Annotated in this window: 12 protein-coding genes; 8 read left to right on the top strand and 4 right to left on the bottom strand. The window is 28.2% G+C overall.

All coding sequences use genetic code 11. The annotated features are described in order from the left end of the window. Positions 1-28 precede the first annotated feature (28 nt). From AAT22_RS10240 to AAT22_RS10250, 3 genes are all read left to right on the top strand, one after another. Complete coding sequence (locus AAT22_RS10240) at positions 29-829, top strand: response regulator (RefSeq protein ID WP_016207261.1); 801 nt, start codon at positions 29-31, stop codon at positions 827-829. 75 nt (positions 830-904) lie between these two features. After that, a complete protein-coding gene (locus AAT22_RS10245) occupies positions 905-1384 on the top strand; it encodes a cupin domain-containing protein (RefSeq protein ID WP_172655014.1) in 480 nt (159 codons plus the stop codon). Positions 1385-1516: 132 nt separating this feature from the next. Beyond that, positions 1517-2020, top strand: a complete 504-nt coding sequence (locus AAT22_RS10250) for a hypothetical protein (RefSeq protein ID WP_047001133.1) — start codon at positions 1517-1519, stop codon at positions 2018-2020. Between the two features lie 60 nt (positions 2021-2080). Here the strand turns inward: AAT22_RS10250 and AAT22_RS10255 are convergent, their stop codons facing one another. Further along, on the bottom strand, positions 2081-3391 hold the full coding sequence (locus AAT22_RS10255) for an aspartate kinase (RefSeq protein WP_016207258.1): 1311 nt from the start codon (positions 3389-3391) through the stop codon (positions 2081-2083). A gap of 138 nt (positions 3392-3529) precedes the next feature. Here AAT22_RS10255 and AAT22_RS10260 point away from each other — a divergent pair, with 138 nt between their 5' ends. From AAT22_RS10260 to AAT22_RS10275, 4 genes are all read left to right on the top strand, one after another. Beyond that, positions 3530-4447, top strand: a complete 918-nt coding sequence (locus AAT22_RS10260; protein ID WP_047001134.1) for a M15 family metallopeptidase — start codon at positions 3530-3532, stop codon at positions 4445-4447. A 236-nt stretch (positions 4448-4683) separates the two neighbouring features. Then, positions 4684-6804, top strand: coding sequence for an anaerobic ribonucleoside-triphosphate reductase (gene nrdD / locus AAT22_RS10265; RefSeq protein WP_047001135.1), 2121 nt, complete (start codon positions 4684-4686; stop codon positions 6802-6804). A 98-nt stretch (positions 6805-6902) separates the two neighbouring features. Then, positions 6903-7397: an anaerobic ribonucleoside-triphosphate reductase activating protein gene (nrdG, locus tag AAT22_RS10270; protein WP_047001136.1), complete on the top strand. Its 495-nt coding sequence runs from the start codon at positions 6903-6905 to the stop codon at positions 7395-7397. A 270-nt stretch (positions 7398-7667) separates the two neighbouring features. Continuing rightward, on the top strand, positions 7668-9395 hold the full coding sequence (locus tag AAT22_RS10275; RefSeq protein WP_047001137.1) for a methyl-accepting chemotaxis protein: 1728 nt from the start codon (positions 7668-7670) through the stop codon (positions 9393-9395). Between the two features lie 47 nt (positions 9396-9442). On the opposite strand, the gene AAT22_RS10280 is transcribed toward AAT22_RS10275, so the two are convergent. The 3 genes from AAT22_RS10280 to speD all read right to left on the bottom strand — a co-directional run bounded on the left by AAT22_RS10280 (position 9443) and on the right by speD (position 11990). After that, positions 9443-10579: a hypothetical protein gene (locus AAT22_RS10280; protein WP_047001138.1), complete on the bottom strand. Its 1137-nt coding sequence runs from the start codon at positions 10577-10579 to the stop codon at positions 9443-9445. 130 nt (positions 10580-10709) lie between these two features. Beyond that, entirely contained in the window at positions 10710-11555 is an 846-nt protein-coding gene (speE, locus tag AAT22_RS10285) for a polyamine aminopropyltransferase (protein ID WP_047001158.1), read from the bottom strand. 15 nt (positions 11556-11570) lie between these two features. Further along, positions 11571-11990 (bottom strand): adenosylmethionine decarboxylase, encoded by a 420-nt coding sequence (speD, locus tag AAT22_RS10290; RefSeq protein ID WP_047001139.1) that lies wholly within the window; start codon positions 11988-11990, stop codon positions 11571-11573. Between the two features lie 377 nt (positions 11991-12367). Here speD and AAT22_RS10295 point away from each other — a divergent pair, with 377 nt between their 5' ends. Continuing rightward, positions 12368-19057 (top strand): alpha-amylase family glycosyl hydrolase, encoded by a 6690-nt coding sequence (locus AAT22_RS10295; protein WP_047001140.1) that lies wholly within the window; start codon positions 12368-12370, stop codon positions 19055-19057. Positions 19058-19671 lie beyond the last annotated feature (614 nt).

The raw sequence follows: 19671 nt of genomic DNA on the forward strand, positions 1-19671 counted from the left end.
AACTACATCATACAAGGGGGAATGAAAAATGTATAAGCTTATTATCGTTGAAGATGAAGAGATAATAAGAAAAGGGCTAGTACATACTATAGATTGGTTATCTATGGGATTTACAGTTATTGCAGAAGGTGAAGATGGAGAAGATGGTCTTAGGTTAATAAATGAATATAAACCAGATCTTGTTATTACAGATATTAGAATGCCTAAAATGGATGGCTTAGAAATGCTTAGTTTAGCTAAAAAACTTAATGGTTTTGAGAGCATTATACTGACAAGTTATGGAGAATTCGAATATGCTAAAAAAGCTATATCTATGGGAGTAAGTGATTATATTTTAAAACCTATAGATGAAGAAGAATTGTTTAAATTAATTTCACAAATAAGAAAGAAGATAGATGAAATAAAGTTTTACGAGAGAATGAAAATGTGTACAAGCAATAAGGAAGAAATAGATTTTACTAATCTTAAGATTTATATAGATTCTAAAGACATAAATACTTATGTAAAATATGCAATAAACAAGATAAAAGATGGATATAATGAAAAATTAAGTATTGAGAGTTTAGCAGAAGAACTTGGAATTAGTCCAAGTTATTTAAGTAGAAAATTCAAAAATGAAACAACATATACATTTTTAGATATGCTTAATAAATACAGAGTACAAAAAGCTGTAGAAATAATGATAAAAGAAAAAGATAGATTTAGAGTATATGAAATAGCAGAAATGGTTGGATTCGGAGATTATAAACATTTTTGTGTAGTATTTAAAAAGTACACAAACTTAGCACCTAAAGATTTTGTAAGAGCTAAAAGTATAGTCATTAAATAATGGTAAAGTTTTCTTTCAAGAGTTTTTGATTTAGAAAATTTAGTATATAATGTTTATAAATAAAGGGAGGTATAAATTATGAAAAACGCAGAATATTACATAAAAAATCTAGAAATGATACCACATGTAGAAGGAGGTTACTTTAAAGAGTCATTTTTATCAGGAGATAAGGTAAAAGAAAATAAAAATCTATGGAGTAGTATATATTTTCTTTTAAGAACAGGCGAAGTATCGAATTTTCACAGGTTAAAATCTGATGAGTTATGGTATTATCATGATGGGGAAGCACTTACTATCTATATGATAAGTCCAGATGGAAATCTTATAACAAAGCAACTTGGTATAAATATAGAAGATGGAGAAGTTCCACAGGTTTTAGTACCTAAGGGTTATATATTTGGATCAGCTATGAATAATGAAGGATTTTCTTTAGTTGGATGTATGGTTGCTCCAGCATTTGAGTATGAAGAGTTTGAGTTATTTGAAAGAACATATCTTTTAAATTTATATCCAGAGCATAAAGATGTAATATTGAAACTTACAAGAAAAGAATAAAAAATTTTAGAAAGTAATAAATTTATTTTGTTTATAAAATAAATTTATTACTTTTTTTTCTTATAATATATACATAAAATGTAATTATATGGTATAATGTGTCACGTAATTTAAAAATGGAGAAGATGAAAAATGAGATTTAGAAAAATGATTTATATTATTATTCCAATAATTATAATAGAAGGAGCAATCATAACTTTAAATAAATCACTAGAAAAGTTTTGCTTTGGACATAATAAAAAGAATATCTATAACAATAATTCTAAAATATCAGCAGCTAATGATAATTTTTCTTACATATATAAAAATGGAACAAATGAAAATGGAAAAACAAATATTTGTTTTAAGTTTACTGGAATGGATACTATTTGGAGTATTATTTCTGAAAATGATGCCATGATATCTATAAATTTTAGTTCTGATATAGAATTAGGGACTTTTAAAGTGGTTTTAATAGATCCAAATAATAATATAACAAATATTCTAGAACAATCACAGGAAGGAACTGAGGTTTATAAAGTAAAAAAGGGGAATAATAGAATTAAAATTGTGGCAAAGGAAGCTAAAGGAAAGCTAAAGCTTGATATAACGCCAGAAAAAGATGGATTAGAAATAGACATAATATCTACCAATTAAAAATAATGTTATAAGAATATAGGCAATATAATAATTATTATATTGCCTATATTCTTATATTTAGTTAAATGAATTATAAATAGCGTTTATACCTTTTTCAAAATCATCATTTTCTATACCGATTAATATATTAATTTCACTTGAACCTTGATCAATCATTCTAATATTAATATTGTTAGAGCTTAAGGCAGAGAAAATTTTAGCTGCAATTCCTTTATTAGAGGACATACCATTACCAACTGTTGCAATAAGTGCCATATTGGGATGAACAACTATAGAATCAGGAGTACAAGTTCTTCTTATTTCATCAACTAAAATATCAGTTTTATTTTTTAATTGAGAATCAGATATAACTACACATACAGTATCTATACCAGATGGCATGTTTTCAAATGAAATACAGTTTTGCTCTAGAATAGAGAGAACCTTTCTACAAAATCCAAGTTCTGTATTCATCATTGCTTTTTCAATTGAAATTACAGTAAAGTCTTTTTTACCGGCTATTCCTTTTATAGGATTATCATAATCTGGTTCCATGTCTTTAACGATTAAAGTTCCTGGGTCAAGTGGCATATTTGTATTTTTAATATTAATGGGTATTCCCGCATTTCTTACAGGAAAAACTGATTCTTCATGCAAAACAGATGCTCCCATATAAGAAAGTTCTCTTAACTCACGATAAGTGATTTTTTTTATTTGCATTGGATTTTTAACTATCCTAGGATCAGCCATTAAGAAGCCTGATACATCAGTCCAGTTTTCATATAAGTCAGCGTTTATACTAGCAGCAATCAATGCACCAGTAACATCAGATCCGCCTCTTGAAAATGTAACTATATTGGCATTAGAATCTGATCCATAAAACCCTGGGATAACAGATTTTTCACTTTTAGAAAGAACGCTGTTTAAAGCTTTATATGTAGCATCAGTATCTAAACTTCCATATTTATTGAATATAATTACATCTTTAGCATCAATAAATTTAAAATTTAAATAAGTTGCAAGAATAATACCATTTAGATACTCCCCCCTACTTGCAGCATATTCTTTGGACGCTCCATTTTCGATGTCATTTTTGATTTTTTGTAAATAATTATCTATATCTAGAGATATTTCAAGCTCACAAACTATAGCTTTATATCTGTTAGATATAAGGTTAAATACATCATCTAATGGAATACCAGATTCGATGTGAGCATGACAAAGATATAAAAGATCGGTAATTTTGAAATCTTTAGAGTTTCTTTTTCCTGGTGCAGAAGGTATTACAAATTTTCTTCTATCATCAGATAAAATAATTTCTCTAACCTTCCTAAATTGATTAGCATCAGCTAAAGAACTTCCCCCAAATTTTGTAACTATTGTATTCATATATAGCCCCCTTATAAAAGTATTTACTATATATTAACAATAAATTCATAAAATCTCAAATGAAAAATAAAAAAAATTTAGAGTATCAAAAAAAAACTTTGGAATAATAAAACTATAAAATAAAAAGTAGGTGAATCTATGAAAAAATTTTTAATTACTACATTTTTTATAACTCTATTATCTTTGAATTTATTAGCTTACAATACCTATGGATTCATTATAGAAGATGATACATATATAAATAATACAAAAAGAGATTTATTAGTATTGATGCTAGCATATAAAGAGGAGATAAAAGAAATAGAAATCTCAAAAGACAATTACATATACTTAATTTTAAATAATAATAGCAAAATATTATATGATGATAAAAAAGAAAAAAATAGAGATTCTAAAGTATCTAACTCAGATGTTCAAGATACATTAGAAGAGATATATCCTCTAGAAAGTATAGACAAGGTTTTGGAAGGCATTGATCCAGGAAGAAGCAGATGTTATTCTTTGCTTAATGGACTTTATGGAGGTAATAGGAAAGAAGTTGAGAAAAATCTATCTAGTATTTCAACCTTATGCGGAAATATTACTTTTAATAAGAACGCGAGAGCTGGTGAAGCCTTAAAAAAAGCATTGAATGAAGCAAAGGAATTAGCAAATAATAAAAATAAAATAAATAATTTTATTTTTCCTATAAGTGGAGGCTATAATTATAGGGTAATTCAAGATACAGGAAGGCTTAGTCCTCATGCATATGCAATAGCAATAGATTTAAATAGAAATAACTCAGATTATTGGAAATGGGTTGATAAGTCAAAGGGAAGTAAAAGAATTGAAGAATATCCTAAAGAGCTAGTAAAGATATTTGAAGATAATGGATTCATTTGGGGTGGGAAATGGGAACATTTCGATATATTACATTTTGAATATAGGCCTGAAATTATATTAAAAAGTAAGTATTTTGGAAACTCCTCAAATATAAATGAAGGTAATTGGTATGATGGAGTTCCAATAAATGCTGAAACAGAAGAGCTTATAAATATAATAGATAGTAAAATATAAAAATTAAAGCTATGTTATTTTAATAATTAAAAGATTAAATTAACATAGCTTTAAAAATAATAACTATAGGTATAAAACAAAAGTAAATTAAGATAAGTGTAATTTGGAGAGGATTGTTTAAAAAAATGAGAATTTGTAAAAATGCAATTAAAAGAAATTTATAGTATAATTAAAAAATCAGTTTATTAAGAAAAATAATAGAGTTTTAAAACTTTTAAGGAGAGTCGATGTATTAAATGAAGGTTATTAAACGAGATGGAAATGTAGCTAATTTTGATAAGAAAAAAATAAGGGCTGCAATTTCTAAAGCTATGAAAAATGGTAGTGGAATTTATTTAGCTGATATAGCAAAGCTTATAGCAAATGATGCAGAAAAATATTTTAGTAAGCAAAGTGATACTCCAACAATACATAAAATAGAATCCTATGTATATGATAGGCTTGTTCACTATGGACAAGTTGTGACGGCTAAATCTTATGAGGGATATAGAGCAGTTCAAGAATTTAAGAGAAATACTAATACAACAGATGAAAGTATTTTAAGTCTTCTAAATAAAACTAATGAAGATGTTATAAAAGAAAATTCAAATAAGAATTCAGTTATAGCTGCAACACAAAGAGATTTAATTGCAGGAGAAGTATCAAAGGATATATCAAGACGAAGACTTATTCCAACTCATATAGTTCAGGCTCATGATGAGGGGACGATACATTGGCACGATATGGATTACACTCTTTCAAATATTTTTAATTGTTGTTTAATTAATTTAGAAGATATGCTGAACAATGGAACAGTTATAAATGACAAACTTGTAGAATCACCAAAATCTTTTAGTACAGCATGTACTGTAACAACACAAATTATGGCGCAAGTGGCAAGTAATCAATATGGCGGACAAAGCATAACAATAAAGCATTTAGCTAAGTTTTTAAAAATAACAGAAGAAAAATATTATAATATTTTTATAGAAAAATGTAATGATGAAGCTTTGGCAAGGGAATTAGCTAAAGATATGAAACATAAGGAATTAAAAGATGGGGTACAGACTATTAGGTATCAATTATCAACCCTACAAACTACTAATGGTCAGTCACCATTTTCTACCATTTATTTAGAAATTGAAGTTGGAAATGAATATGAAGAAGAGATGGCTTTAATTTGTGAGGAAATGATAAAACAAAGGTTAGAAGGAATGAAAAATTATAAAGGACAAGAAATAGGAGAAGCCTTTCCTAAATTAGTATATCTTTTAGATGAACATAATTGTCTAGAAGGTGGAAAATATGATTATATAACTAAATTAGCAGCAAAGTGTACAGCAAAAAGACTTGTCCCAGACTATCAATCAGCTAAGATAATGAGACAAAATTACGAGGGAAATACATTTCCACCAATGGGCTGCCGTTCTCACTTAAGTACATTTAAAACCGAAGATAATGAGTATAAATGGTATGGAAGATTTAACCAAGGAGTGGTTTCACTTAATCTCCCACAGATTGGAATAATAGCAGATGGAGATATGGAATTATTTTGGGATATGTTAAACCAAAGGTTAGAACTTTGCAAAGAAGCACTTTTAACAAGACATGATATGCTTCTTGGAACATTATCAGATGTTTCTCCTATCCACTGGCAGCATGGAGCAATTGGAAGATTAGAAAAGGGAGAAAAAATAGATAAGCTACTTAAAAATGGATATTCTACATTATCTTTAGGATATGTTGGTATATATGAAATGGTTCAAGCTATGTTAGGTGCAAGCCATACAAGCGAAGAAGGTGAAAAGTTTGCATTAGAAGTAATGAATCATATGAATGATTCTTGCAAAAAGTGGAGAGAAGAAACTGGATTGGGATTTAGTTTATATGGTACTCCAGCAGAAAATCTAATATATAGATTTTGTAGAATAGATAAAAGTAAATTTGGAATTATACCAAATGTTACAGATAGGTTATATTATACCAATTCATATCATGTACATGTATGTGAAGAAATAGATGCATTTAGTAAACTTAAATTTGAATCTCAGTTTCATAACATAAGTTTAGGCGGATGTATTTCTTATATTGAGGTTCCTGATATGAGTAAAAACTTAGAAGCTGTTGAGCAAGTAATTAATTTTATATATCACAATATACAATATGCAGAAATAAATACAAAGCCAGATATATGTTATAAATGTGGATATACAGGAGAAATTAAGTTGGATGAAAACTTAGAATGGGTTTGCCCATCCTGTGGGAATAGGGATGAATCAGAGATGCAAGTTATGAGAAGGACTTGTGGATATATAGGAACAAATTTTTGGAATAAAGGGAGAACTGCAGAAATAGGAGATAGAGTTTTACATTTATAATAGAAGAGTTTTACAAACATTTATTATGTTTGTAAATATATTAGATAAGACATAAATAATGTCTTATATTAAAAAAATACTAGTAGAAGGTTTTATAGATGAATTATGCTAAAATAAGAAAATTTGATGTTAGTAATGGACCTGGAGTAAGAACAACATTATTTGTAAGTGGATGTACTAATAATTGTGAAGGATGCTTTAATAAGGATTTACAAAACTTTAATTATGGTGATAAATGGACTAAGGAAATAGAAGACAAGTTTATAGAGTATGTTAAAAATACTAATATAAATGGAGTTAATATTTTAGGAGGAGAGCCCATGGATCAAATAAAAGATAAGGATTTATATAATTTATTAAAGAGAATAAAAGATGAAACTAAAAAAGATATTTGGTTATGGTCTGGATATTTATATGAAGATATATTAAAAAATGAAGACAGAATGGCTATGTTATCTTTTGTAGATGTATTAGTTGATGGTAGATTTGAAATAAATAAAAGAAATATATCTTTAAAGTATAGAGGCTCAAGTAATCAAAGAGTTATAGATATACCTAAAAGCATAGAGAGTAGAAGTATAATAGAAATATAATATTTTTACAGTAAATAAACGGAGCTATTTTTTATACCTCCGTTTGTTTATACTATTATAAATTTATAATAGTATAGGTGATTGAATATATTTAAGATTATATTAATTTGTAAAAAATAAATAAAAATCAAATTGATAAATGTTAACTTTTTCATATAGTATATTGACAATTATTATAAAGTTTTGACAATATATAATTTATATTTTGACTAAAAATATAAATTATTGGATAATTAAATTGTAATACAAAAATGTTAGCGAGGTGGATATATGATTAAAAATTTAAAGGTCAGAGTAAAAATATTTATATTAACTACTACCTTGACATTAATGATGCTTGTTATTGGTGGAATTGGTATATTTCAAATTAATAAGGCTGATGAAAGAATGCAAAAAATGTATAATGAGAACTTTTTATCCGTATTAAATCTAAATAATAGTATAAATGAAGAAAGAAGTATTGAAGCAAGTATTTATAAAATGATTCTAAATAGTGAGAATAAAGAATATCAAAAAGAAGAACATGAGAAAATAATGAATAATGAAGAAAAATTTAATGAAAGTTTTAGCAATTATAAAAATATATATATTGATGAAAATACAAGCAAAGCAATAATAGGATTAGAAACTAAATTAAACTCATACAGAGCAGAACAAAAAAAAGTTATTGATTTAGCTTTATCTGGAAATGAAAGTGAAGCCAAGAAGAAATTAGAAGAAATAGAAATAAACTTAGGTGAAGGTTTTAGATATGAATTAAATAAACTTTCAAATTATACGAACACCTTAGCTGAAAATATAAAAACAGAAAATAAACAAGCTGTAGATAAATTAATATCATTACTAATTACTAGTATTATAGCAGTATTTTTTATTGGAATAATAGCTGCTGCTATTATAACCCAAAATATTATCAAACCATTAAAATTAGCAGTAAAAGAGATGGAAGAAATCTCAAAAGGTGATTTTTCAAGAGGAATTGATAAGAAAATTTCAAATAGAAAAGATGAACTTGGAGTTATCTTAAAATATATAGGAACGATACAAGATTCTTTAAGTAATTTGATAAAAAATGTTAAAGTACAATCGAAGAATACAGAAGTTTCTATAATAAGCATAAGTGATAATATGAATAATCTAAATGATTCATTGGAAAATATTGCAGCAACTTCAGAAGAAATAACAGCAGTAATGGAAGAAACCTCTGCATCAACACAGGAAATCGATCATTCAATTAAGAATATTGAATTATCCATAGAATCAATTGCTAGTAAGGCAAATGAAGGAGCGGAGATAGCAAGTGAAATAAGTAAGAGGGCGTTAGGTAATAAAAGTTCTGTTAGCTTAGGATTAGAAAATACAAATAATATTTTATACAACTCTAAAGTGTCATTAAAGGATGCAATAGATAAAACTAAGGTAATTAACAAGATTTATGAATTATCTGAAATAATAATAGAAATTACAGAGCAAACGAATCTTTTAGCTTTAAATGCATCTATAGAAGCTGCAAGAGCTGGTGAAGCCGGGAGGGGATTTTCAGTTGTAGCCGAAGAAATAAGAAAGCTAGCAGAAGCTTCTAAGGAGTCTGTAATAAAGATAAAAGAAACAGGAAACGATATATCAAGTGCAGTTAACAGTCTTATTAATGGCTCTAATAATTTGATTAAATTTATGGATGAGGATTTACAAAAAGAATTTTCAAATATGATAACAGTTACAGAAACTTACAGAAATGATGGGGAATTAATAGACAGTATTGTACGTGAATTTAATAAAATTTCTAGTGATTTATTAATATCAATAAAAGAAATATCAGATATTATGGATGGAGTATCTAAAGCAACAATAGAGGGAAGTAACGGAATAACTAATATATCTAATAAAATCGTTGATGCAAGCAATAAATCAGATGAAACTATGCTCAATACAAATAGGGCTATGGAAAGTTCAAATAATTTAAATATCTCAATAGATATATTTAAAATAAAGAAATAAATGTATACAAGGTACTATAGAAAATTAAAGCTATAGTACCTTATATTTTAAGTAGATTTGACATCATATTTATAATTAAAAAGTATATCTTTTTTAGAGTTAGGACCTATAGTTGTCTGAAAACATAGATTACCATTTGCATCAATATCATACTTATCAGTAGAATAATCTATTTCCCAAGGAGCAAAAATTGGTTCACATATTTTTATAGTAATTTCTTCATCTTTTGTATTAGTTATTATATAAAGAACTTGCTTAAACATATAATCTTTGTATTTTTGAAAATTAATTAAATTTCTCTGAGAGGTAACATCAAAGGCTTTTCCCATTACAAAAGAAACTTCTCTATCTTTTGCAATACCTTTTATAGAACTACCACCAACAAACTCTAAATTTTCACCATATTTAGTATATGAGTTTATACTGCCGGATGGAAGTGGAATTCCTAAATTATTTTCAGTTGTATTTTGAAATTTAATTACTATGTTAGCATTTATAGAGTCATATCCAAAATCATAAAGTTTAGTATATTTAATTCCTCCTCTAAAGAAATTCTTTATACGTTTTATTGTATTATTAAGAAAAGAATATTTGCCAGGAATAGTATAAATATAGTAATCAATAATTCCACTATCAACTATCGTACTTTCTAGAGTAGTAGACTGAATAGGGGTATTAATTAAATATAAGTTTTTATAAGCTAAATTAACATCTCCAGCAATAACTTTTAATGTTGTATTGTTATAATCTATTCCAGATTTATTTACAAGATTAAACCAACAGTGAATTTCCAGAGTTTCTTCTTGTAGAATTATTACATAACTGCTAGACCATCTTATATTATCAGTAAGATAACTTAATTTAATATTATCTAGTTTTTTATCTGTGCCTTTAATTAAAATTGAATTAGGAATTAAATTTTCACAATTATCACAAGGTACCAAGTTAGAATTTTTAGTATTACAGCAAAGATAGTTAAAAATCATTGCAAAGTCATCCACACCTAATACTATGACAGATGTTTCATTTATAAACTTACTTATGTCAAGATATTCAATGGTGACATAAGCATTAGAATCAGCTTTAGGCTTTAAAACTTCTCTTGTTTCACTAACCAGTGCTGTATTATTATAGACAGTTAATGAAAGCTCTTTGTTTTGCAAGTTAGTAGATTTTATATACATATTAATCCTCTATAATCATTTCTATATTATTATAATATAGATTTAATTATGGCTAATGTGAAATAATATAATAATATTATATAAATAATAAAAGCTTATGTATTGGAGAATACACAAGCTTTTATATTAACTAATCATTCAATAACTCTTTAACATAATTCGGAAGCATGAATGCTCCTATATGTAAGTCAGTATTATAATACTTAGTTGATAAATTTAAAGAATTCCAGCTATCAGCATTGAAATCTTTTAAAGGATGTATTTTTTTTGAAGCAAAACAGAACATCCAATGACCTGAAGCATAAGTAGGCATATGATATTGATAAGCTTCACAAATGTTAAATATTCCCTTTAGTTTATTAAAGGACCTCTTCATTTCTTTTGCATTATGAGGATAATAAGGGCTTTCACATTGATTTATTAAGATTCCATTTTCAGTTAATGCAGAAAAACAATCTTTATAAAACTCAGTAGTAAATAATCCTTCACCAGGTCCTATTGGATCAGTAGAATCTACTATAATTAAATCGTATAAGTTTTCTTTGCCTTTAACAAATTTAATTCCATCTTCAAAGAATAAATTAACTCTTTTATCATCTAATTTAGATGCAGTAAAAGGTAGAAATTCCCTAGAAGCTTTGACAACAGCTTCATCTATTTCAACCATATCAATATTTTTAATATTTTCATAGCGTGTCAATTCTCTAACTGTACCACCATCACCAGCACCAATAACTAACACATTTTTTATACTATTATTAGTAGCCATAGCTACATGAGTAATCATTTCATGATAAATAAACTCATCTTTTTCAGTAACCATTGTCCAGTTATCAATTACAAGAACTCTTCCAAATTCATAAGTATCTAAAACATCAATCTTTTGAAATGGACTTTGCTCAGAGTACAAATGGTTTTTAACTTTCATAGAAAAATTTACATTTTTTGTTTGGTTTTCAGTGTACCATAATTCCATATCCATATCCATATCTTAACCCTCCATTTTATGTTTTACTTGAATATCATCATATGCCCCATTAGAAAAGGCTTTAACCTTATCAACTAGACCCCTGGCTACTTCGGTAGATTCACTTCTATCAGCCTTTAGTGCATCTTCAAGATATTTAAATGCAAGCCAAGGATTAACAGTATCACCACAAGTAAATAGATCTACTGACGCATAACCATATTCAGGCCATGTATGAATTGTAAGATGAGATTCCTGGATTATAACGGCACCGCTTACTCCCCAGGGATTAAATTTGTGGAAACAACTAGTAACTATTGTAGCATTTGAAGCAATAGCAGCTTCTTTCATATGCTCCTCTATAATAGCATTATCCTTTAAAATCTCTTTATCACAGTTGTAGTATTCCACTAAAATATGTCTTCCAAGTTGTTCAATTTTCATAAAAATCCCTCCAAAATTATAAATTTAATTCCATCCGATAGATAGATATTTAATTAGCAAAAATGCTTCACTCATGAAACCTCCTAAAAAAACATTAAAAGTTTAGTAATAGTAAACTTTAAGTTAAACTATACTAACTATATTATTTTAGCAATGAGATAAATTGTTGTCAATAAATATTTTTAGTGTACAAAGATAAAATAGTTTGTACTAATATACAAAAAATTCAAAATATATGGAAAGTTTTAAATTAATGAATTACAATTGGAATAAGAAATGATTTCCATAATAGAATTATATAAGTAAATGTATAAACTTTAAAATGGAAACGTTTCCGAAGAGATCTTTGATAATTTAATATAAAAAGGAGGATTTTTATGAGGGTAAAAAGTGTTTTAAAACACAAAGCTAAGCTAAGTATCTTTACACTTATACTATTTTGTTTAACATTAATACCTGTGCCTAATAATGTAGTTAAAGCAGAAACTACTGGGAATCAAAAAGTTAAAGTTAGATTCTTTAAAGAAGATAGTGACTATTCTGGATGGAATATTTGGACTTGGTGGCCAAGTAATGATGGTAAAGCAATTGATTTTACACATGAGGATGAAAAAGGTGTATATGCAGTAATTGATGTACCTGCATCTGGAGAACTTGGACTAATAGTAAAAAAAGGTGAATGGGAAACAAAGGCAACAGGAGAAGTTAAATATGACTTATCTAAAGGAGAAGCTGAAATTGTAATTACAGCTGATAAGATTGATAAGGACAATCCTAAGGAAAAAAGTATAAAATATGAACCTTTATATAAGGATTTTGATAATATTAGTATCAAAGTAAACTATAATAGACCTAATAAGGATTACGAAGGATGGTCTTTATGGAACTGGATCATAGGAGGTTCTATAGGGGTAGAGGGGATTTTTAATAATCAAAATGAATTTGGAGCAGAAACAACAATTTCTTATACTGATATTAAAAGTACTACAAAGACAATAGGTACTAAAGGGAAATATGGAAATTGGGAAAAGGAAGATAGTTTTGAAAGAATAGTAGACTTAGCATACTTAGATTGCAATGGTAATCTAGAAGTTTATTATAAGCAAGATGATAATAAAACTTACTATGTTAAACCAGCATTAGTTGAAGAAACTCCAGAAGAGGGTGGAGTAGTTGCAGATGAACTTGTTAATCAACCTGGAGGAAAAAGTAAATGGTATGTTGCAGGTTCTTTCCAAGGATGGAATCCAAACAATTCAGAAACTCAATTAAAACATTTAGTTGACGATTTTTATGAATATTCAACAGTTTTACCAGCTGGTGAACATCAATTTAAAATTGTAAAGAATGGAACATGGGATGGATTTAGTAACAATGGCGATAATTTTATTTTAAATTTAACTGAAAAAACTAAGGTTAATTTTTATGTTAATGAAGAATTAAATCAGATTAGAATAAATATTGCTGGAGTTAACGGATTAACTCAATATGTTCCAGAATTAAGTGCAGATAAATGGCCAAGATTAGTTGGGGACATTCAAGAAGTATTTGGTGAAGGAACTTGGGCTCCTGCAAATGCTAAGCAAATGTTTGTTGATTATAACTTTGATGGAAGTGTGTACAAGCTACAAAGGAATTTACCAGTAGGAAAGTTTGAAGCTAAGGTGGTATTTGGAGCAAGTTGGGATAATGAAAACTATGGTTCACAAGAAGGAAATTTAGTAGTTAATGTTTTAGATCAAGCAGATGTTACCTTTGGAATTAATTACAAAGGGGATAAGATATTAACTCATAACTATAAGCCAACAGAAGGAAATTTTGATGGACTTATAAATAAATCAGCAATAAAATTTGATTCAAGAAGTATAACATATAAAAAACCATTTGGTGCAATAAAAGAAGAAACAGAAGATTTAACATTAAGAATTGGAGTTGCTAAAGATGATGTTCAAGTTGCAAAAGTTGAACTTATTGATGGAAGTGGAATAGCAAAAAGCTATGATATGAGAAAAGCAACTACAATAGGAGAAACAGATTATTATGAAGCAATAATACCAAAAACAGAGTTTAAAGGTATTGGAATATGGGGTTATAAATTTATACTAGTTGATGGTAAAACTAAGGTTGAATATGGTGATGATAATTTAAGTGGTGGAAGTGGCACTACTGCAGAAGAAGGAGCATTACCTTATAATTTAACAGTATATGCTAAGGATTATAAAACTCCTGATTGGATGAAAAATTCTATAGTATATCAAATATTTCCAGATAGATTCTTTGACGGAAATGAAGACAACAACAGAGCAAAGTTAATAGATGGATATAGAGGATATACTTTAGAAAATGGAGAAATTAAACCATATAAACTTCAATATTTTGATGGTGGAGTTAATGGTGAACCTTCACAATCACAAGTATGGGGTGAGTGGACTGATTATCCAGAAAATCCAAGGCATAGTACTCCAGAAAATAAGCCATATTATCCTAATTCAGAAACAGATAATATTTGGACAAATGAGTTTTATGGTGGAGATATTCAAGGAATAGAACAAAAGTTAGATTATTTAAAATCTATAGGTGTAAGCGTTATTTATTTAAATCCAGTAGCATGGGCAGCATCTAACCACAAATATGATGCAACTGACTATAAATCTTTAGATCCAATGTTTGGTAAACCTGTTTACAACTTAGCAGGAGATTCTACCTCAGGATTAAATTATGAAGCTACAAGGGCTGCATCAGATAGAATATATCAAGCTTTTGCAAAGGCATCAGAAGAAACAGGAATTAAACTAATAGCAGATGGAGTATTTAACCATGTTGGTGATGACTCTATATACTTTGATAGATATGAAAAGTATCCAGAAATTGGTGCTTATGAATATTGGAGAAAAGTATATGATAAAGTAAATACTGGAAAATCTCAAGATGAAGCAGAAAAAGAAGTCATAAAAGAATTTGAAAATCTTAAAAATCCTGTAACAGGTAAAAACTACTCTTATCCAGAAGACTTTGAATTTACAAACTGGTTCAAAGTTGAAAATGAATGGATTGTAAAGGACAAAGATGGAAATAGCTTAGAAAAGAAAGACCAACATTATAAATATGAAGGCTGGTGGGGATATGATTCATTACCAGTAATGGAAGCTAAAGAACCGCAGGAAGGTGATGAATTAGCTATTTCAGGAAATCATGAATGGAATAATGTTGACTATAGAGAAAATGTTATTGGATATGATTTAAATGCTATGACAGAGGAAGAAGCACAAGAGCAAATTCAATATGCAGCATCTCAAAGATGGATATGGATGGGGGCAAGAGGATGGAGATTAGACGTTGCTCCAGATGTATCAACAGCTACATGGCAAAAGTTTAGAGAAGCTGTTAAATCTACTGCAGGAAAATTAGATGCAAATGGAAATGTAATCGATGATCCAGTTATATTAGGAGAAGAATGGGGAGTTGCAACTCATTATCTATTAGGAGACCAATTTGACTCAGTAATGAATTATCAATTTAGAGCTGCTCTTCAAAATTATATAATAAGTGGTAATGCAGAAAACTTTAATAATGCACTAGAAGTTATTAGAGAAAACTATCCAAAGGAAGCTTGGCAAGCTATGCTAAACTTGGTAGATTCTCATGATACTATTAGAAATATAACTAAAATAGACAATCCTACATGGGAAGAAGAAAACACTAAAATTGCTCCAGAAGCTTCAGATAGTGCATTAAAGCTTCAAGCATTGACTGCAATTTTCCAAATGGGATATCCAGGTGCTCCAACTATCTATTATGGTGATGAAGTAGGCGTAACAGGAACTAAAGACCCAGATTCAAGGAGAAGTTTCCCATGGGAAAGAGTTTCAGAAAATAATGGAGATTATTCAGCAGTTGGAAGATATTCAGAGTTATTTAATGTTTATAAAAAAGCATCAGAAACAAGAAATGAAAATCTTGATTTATTTGCAACTGGTGAAATTCAAACTGCATATTCAAGTGATAATGTAATTGCTTATGCAAGAAGAAATTCTGAAAAGGGAGCATTGTTAGTATTAAATCAATCAGCTGAAGAAAAAACTATTGAAGCAGATGTAACAGGATTTTTACCAGAAGGATTAAGTTTAAAAGATAAGTTATATGGGAATATAACATCAACTGTAAAAGATGGAAAAATTCAAATTACAATTCCAGCTCAAACAGGATTAATGATGGTATCTACTAACAATATTGTAAATGTTGAAAAGGTACAAGGACTTAAAGCTAATGCAGAACAAGGAAAAGTAACATTAACATGGAATGATGTTGATGGAGCTGCTAAATACAATATTTATAGAACTAATCTTGAAGGACAAAAGGCTGAAAAGATTGATTCATCAAATAATACAAGATTTGAAGATAATACTGTTGTTGATGGTGTAAGATATTATTATTATGTTACAGCAGTTAAAGATGGAGGAGAAAGTGATTTCAGCGACTCAGTAACTGCACTTCCATCATATACTATTGAATCAATTGACACACCTAAGCAAGTAAAAGATTTAACTATTGGAATAGGAAATAAAACAGAAGAAATAACTGTAAAGGTAAATATTCCAGGATTAACTGATAATAATGAATATAGAGGAAAAGATATTCCAAACTTTGAAGCTAAGTTAATGTATTATAAAGAAGGAACATTAAAGGATAATGCAAATAGTACTAAGCTAAGATATAAAGAAGATGCTGAAGATGGATCAAAGGTTTATTATGCATCATTTGAACCAACAGAAGCTGGTGTATATAAGTACTATGCTAAAGCTACTACAAATGCTGGTGATAATTATGTAGAATCAGTAGAAGCATCAATGAAAGCTATAATGAATAGTGAAGATACTACAGCGCCAAATGCACCTACATTAAGTGATATAGTTGTGGAATCTAATAGAGTAAAAATTGATTGGACATCAGATGGTGTAGATGTAGAAGGATTTGAAATATATCGTAAAGAAGGAAATAATGAATTTGTAAAAATTTCTGTAGTAGATAAAGCTGCTAAAGAATTTGTAGATTTTACAGTAAGTAACGATAAAGATTATACTTATAAAGTTGCTGCTTATGATAAGTTCTATAATAGAGCTGATTCAGAAGAAAAATCTGTTACTCCAAAATTAGTTATGGTAGATGTAACACTAAGATTACACATTCCAAATTATACACCTGCTACAGACGATATTTATATTGCTGGAGATTTAAATGGATGGAATGCTTCAGGTGGAAGACTTACAGTTCCAAGTGGTGCAACATCTAGAGATGTAGTAGAATATAAATTTAAAATGATGGCAGGAAAGAGTATTCAATATAAATATACAAGAGGTTCATGGACTACAGAAGCATTTACAAGTCATAATCGTATTCAAAATGATACAGAGGATTATGGAAACTGGTCTTATAGTTCTACTGATACTAATATGAAGTTGACCGTTAAGAATCAAGGTGGAAACTCAATGGTAGTTGATGATTATGTACTACGTTGGGTGGATATGCCAATGATGGTTTCAATGCCAAGAATTTCTTATGGAGAAGATATTGAATATGAGACTTCTGATAAAGAATTTACCTTAAAAGCTAGCGTTCCGTATGGAGTTAAATTTACAATAAATGGTGAAGATATAAATGAATTATATCCTAACGCTATGGATAAGTATGGTAATGTATATGTGGAAGGAATAAAATTACAATCTGGTATTAATGAATTTAAACTTGGTATAAAGCCAACACAAGAAACTATTGATTTACCTTGGTACACTGATGATGGTAGAGCTTCACAAGCAACTAAGGAAATAACAATGAAGGTTAACTGTACGGCAGAACCAGAAGCTGTGAAGGCGACAGGAGTAACCTTAGATAAGACAACATCAGAATTAAAGATAAATGAAAGTCTAGAGTTAAAGGCAAGTATTTCACCGGCAGATGCGACAAACAAAGATGTTACTTGGGAAACAAGTGATGAAAAAGTTGCAAAGGTAGATGAAAATGGAAAAGTAACAGCAGTAGGAGAAGGAAAAGCAACAGTAACAGTTACAACAAAGGATGGAAGCTTTAAGGCGGTATGTGAGGTTACTGTAGCAGCAGAAGAAGTGCCAGTAATAAGAGCAACAGGAATAAGCTTAGATAAGATATCTGTAGAATTAAAAATAAATGAAAACTTAGAATTAAAGGCAAGCATTGAACCAGCAGACGCAACAAATAAAGAAGTTACTTGGACTTCAAGTGATGAAAAAGTTGCAAAGGTTGATGAAAATGGAAAAGTAATAGCAGTAGGAGAAGGAAAAGCAACAATAACAGTAACAACAAAGGATGGAGACTTTAAGGCTACATGTGAAGTTACTGTAAAAGCAGATAATGGAAATACTGATCCTGTAGAAAATGTAGTTGAAAAGATAGAAAATCCTAACGGAAAAAATCAAATAGTTATAAAGAATCCATCAAATGAAATTAAGCTTGAAATAAAAGATATAGAAGCTATAAAAAATGGAAATGGATCTTTAGAAATTAAAAATGGAGAGAATACTATATTAATACCATTTAGCTTAATAGATAAAGAATTATTAAAAGAAGGCTCAAGTATAATCTTTGAAATGAATGTTAAGGAAGATGCAACTATAACAGCTGGAATTAAAGGTGTTAAAAAAGTATTTGAACTTAACCTATTAATTAAGAATGGAGATAATATAGTTAAAGTTCATAACTTTAAAGACGGAGTTGCAACAATAACATTAAAATTAAGTGATGAGGACTTAAAAGGATTAAACAAAGGAAATTTAGCAGTATTCTATTATGATGAAGAAACTAAGACATTTAAAGAAATGGAAACAACTATAAATGGAAATGAAGTAACATTTAAGACTCCTCACTTTAGTAAGTTTATAATTGCAGAAAAAGCTTCTAATAATGGAAATGATAATGGAGGTTCTTTACCAGCAACAGGTGGAAATAATCCAATTTACTCATTAGTAATAGGATTAATTATAGTAGGTGCTGGAATATTCTTTGTATTTAACAAAAAGAAAGAGTATTTAAAGTAATATAGTAACAATTAAATTTAAAAATAAAATGGATTATATTTTAAAAATAAAATATAATCCATTTTTTATTAAGTATATTAAATATATTTGATTAAAATTTTACTTAACGTAACAAGTATAATTTACTTAACATAATACGAAAAACTTTAATATAACACGTTGGATAATAAAATAATTTCAAAAAAACATATAATATGTAAAGTGTTAACATATAAAATTTAAGGACAATGTCGATATATGTATTAAAATAATTACCAAATATAAGTACATTTAACTTGAAGAAGAGTGAGTAAATGATAAAATTAAATTAGAAAGGAATAAAGGGGGGAATTTATATTAAGAAACTTTTAGTTTTTGTTGACAATTGAGAGTGACTTAATAAAAGTATAATAAGTGATTATTATGCTAAACACCTATTTAAATAGATGAGGAAAATTCAAATTTTATGTATGTAGAAATTAAAAATAAGTTATATAGAATAAAATGTTAACTAGAATATGTAGTATTAGCTCATTCTAAAGAATAGTAGGTTAAAAAATTATAAATTAATAAGGAGGTATATAAATTAGAAAACAATAATATAAATTTAATAAAAATAATAAAAAAGGGGAGAT

This window comes from Clostridium sp. C8, from assembly GCF_001010885.1.
Classification (GTDB): Bacteria; Bacillota; Clostridia; order Clostridiales; family Clostridiaceae; genus Clostridium; species Clostridium sartagoforme.

Excerpts from the sequence above, each read along its gene's own strand:
- AAT22_RS10240 (WP_016207261.1), top strand. The coding sequence starts at position 29 with ATGTATAAGCTTATTATCGTTGAAGATGAAGAGATAATAAGAAAAGGG.
- AAT22_RS10250 (WP_047001133.1), top strand. The coding sequence starts at position 1,517 with ATGAGATTTAGAAAAATGATTTATATTATTATTCCAATAATTATAATA.
- AAT22_RS10255 (WP_016207258.1), bottom strand. The coding sequence starts at position 3,391 with ATGAATACAATAGTTACAAAATTTGGGGGAAGTTCTTTAGCTGATGCT.
- AAT22_RS10260 (WP_047001134.1), top strand. The coding sequence starts at position 3,530 with ATGAAAAAATTTTTAATTACTACATTTTTTATAACTCTATTATCTTTG.
- nrdD (WP_047001135.1), top strand. The coding sequence starts at position 4,684 with ATGAAGGTTATTAAACGAGATGGAAATGTAGCTAATTTTGATAAGAAA.
- nrdG (WP_047001136.1), top strand. The coding sequence starts at position 6,903 with ATGAATTATGCTAAAATAAGAAAATTTGATGTTAGTAATGGACCTGGA.
- AAT22_RS10275 (WP_047001137.1), top strand. The coding sequence starts at position 7,668 with ATGATTAAAAATTTAAAGGTCAGAGTAAAAATATTTATATTAACTACT.
- AAT22_RS10280 (WP_047001138.1), bottom strand. The coding sequence starts at position 10,579 with ATGTATATAAAATCTACTAACTTGCAAAACAAAGAGCTTTCATTAACT.
- speE (WP_047001158.1), bottom strand. The coding sequence starts at position 11,555 with ATGGAATTATGGTACACTGAAAACCAAACAAAAAATGTAAATTTTTCT.
- speD (WP_047001139.1), bottom strand. The coding sequence starts at position 11,990 with ATGAAAATTGAACAACTTGGAAGACATATTTTAGTGGAATACTACAAC.
- AAT22_RS10295 (WP_047001140.1), top strand. The coding sequence starts at position 12,368 with ATGAGGGTAAAAAGTGTTTTAAAACACAAAGCTAAGCTAAGTATCTTT.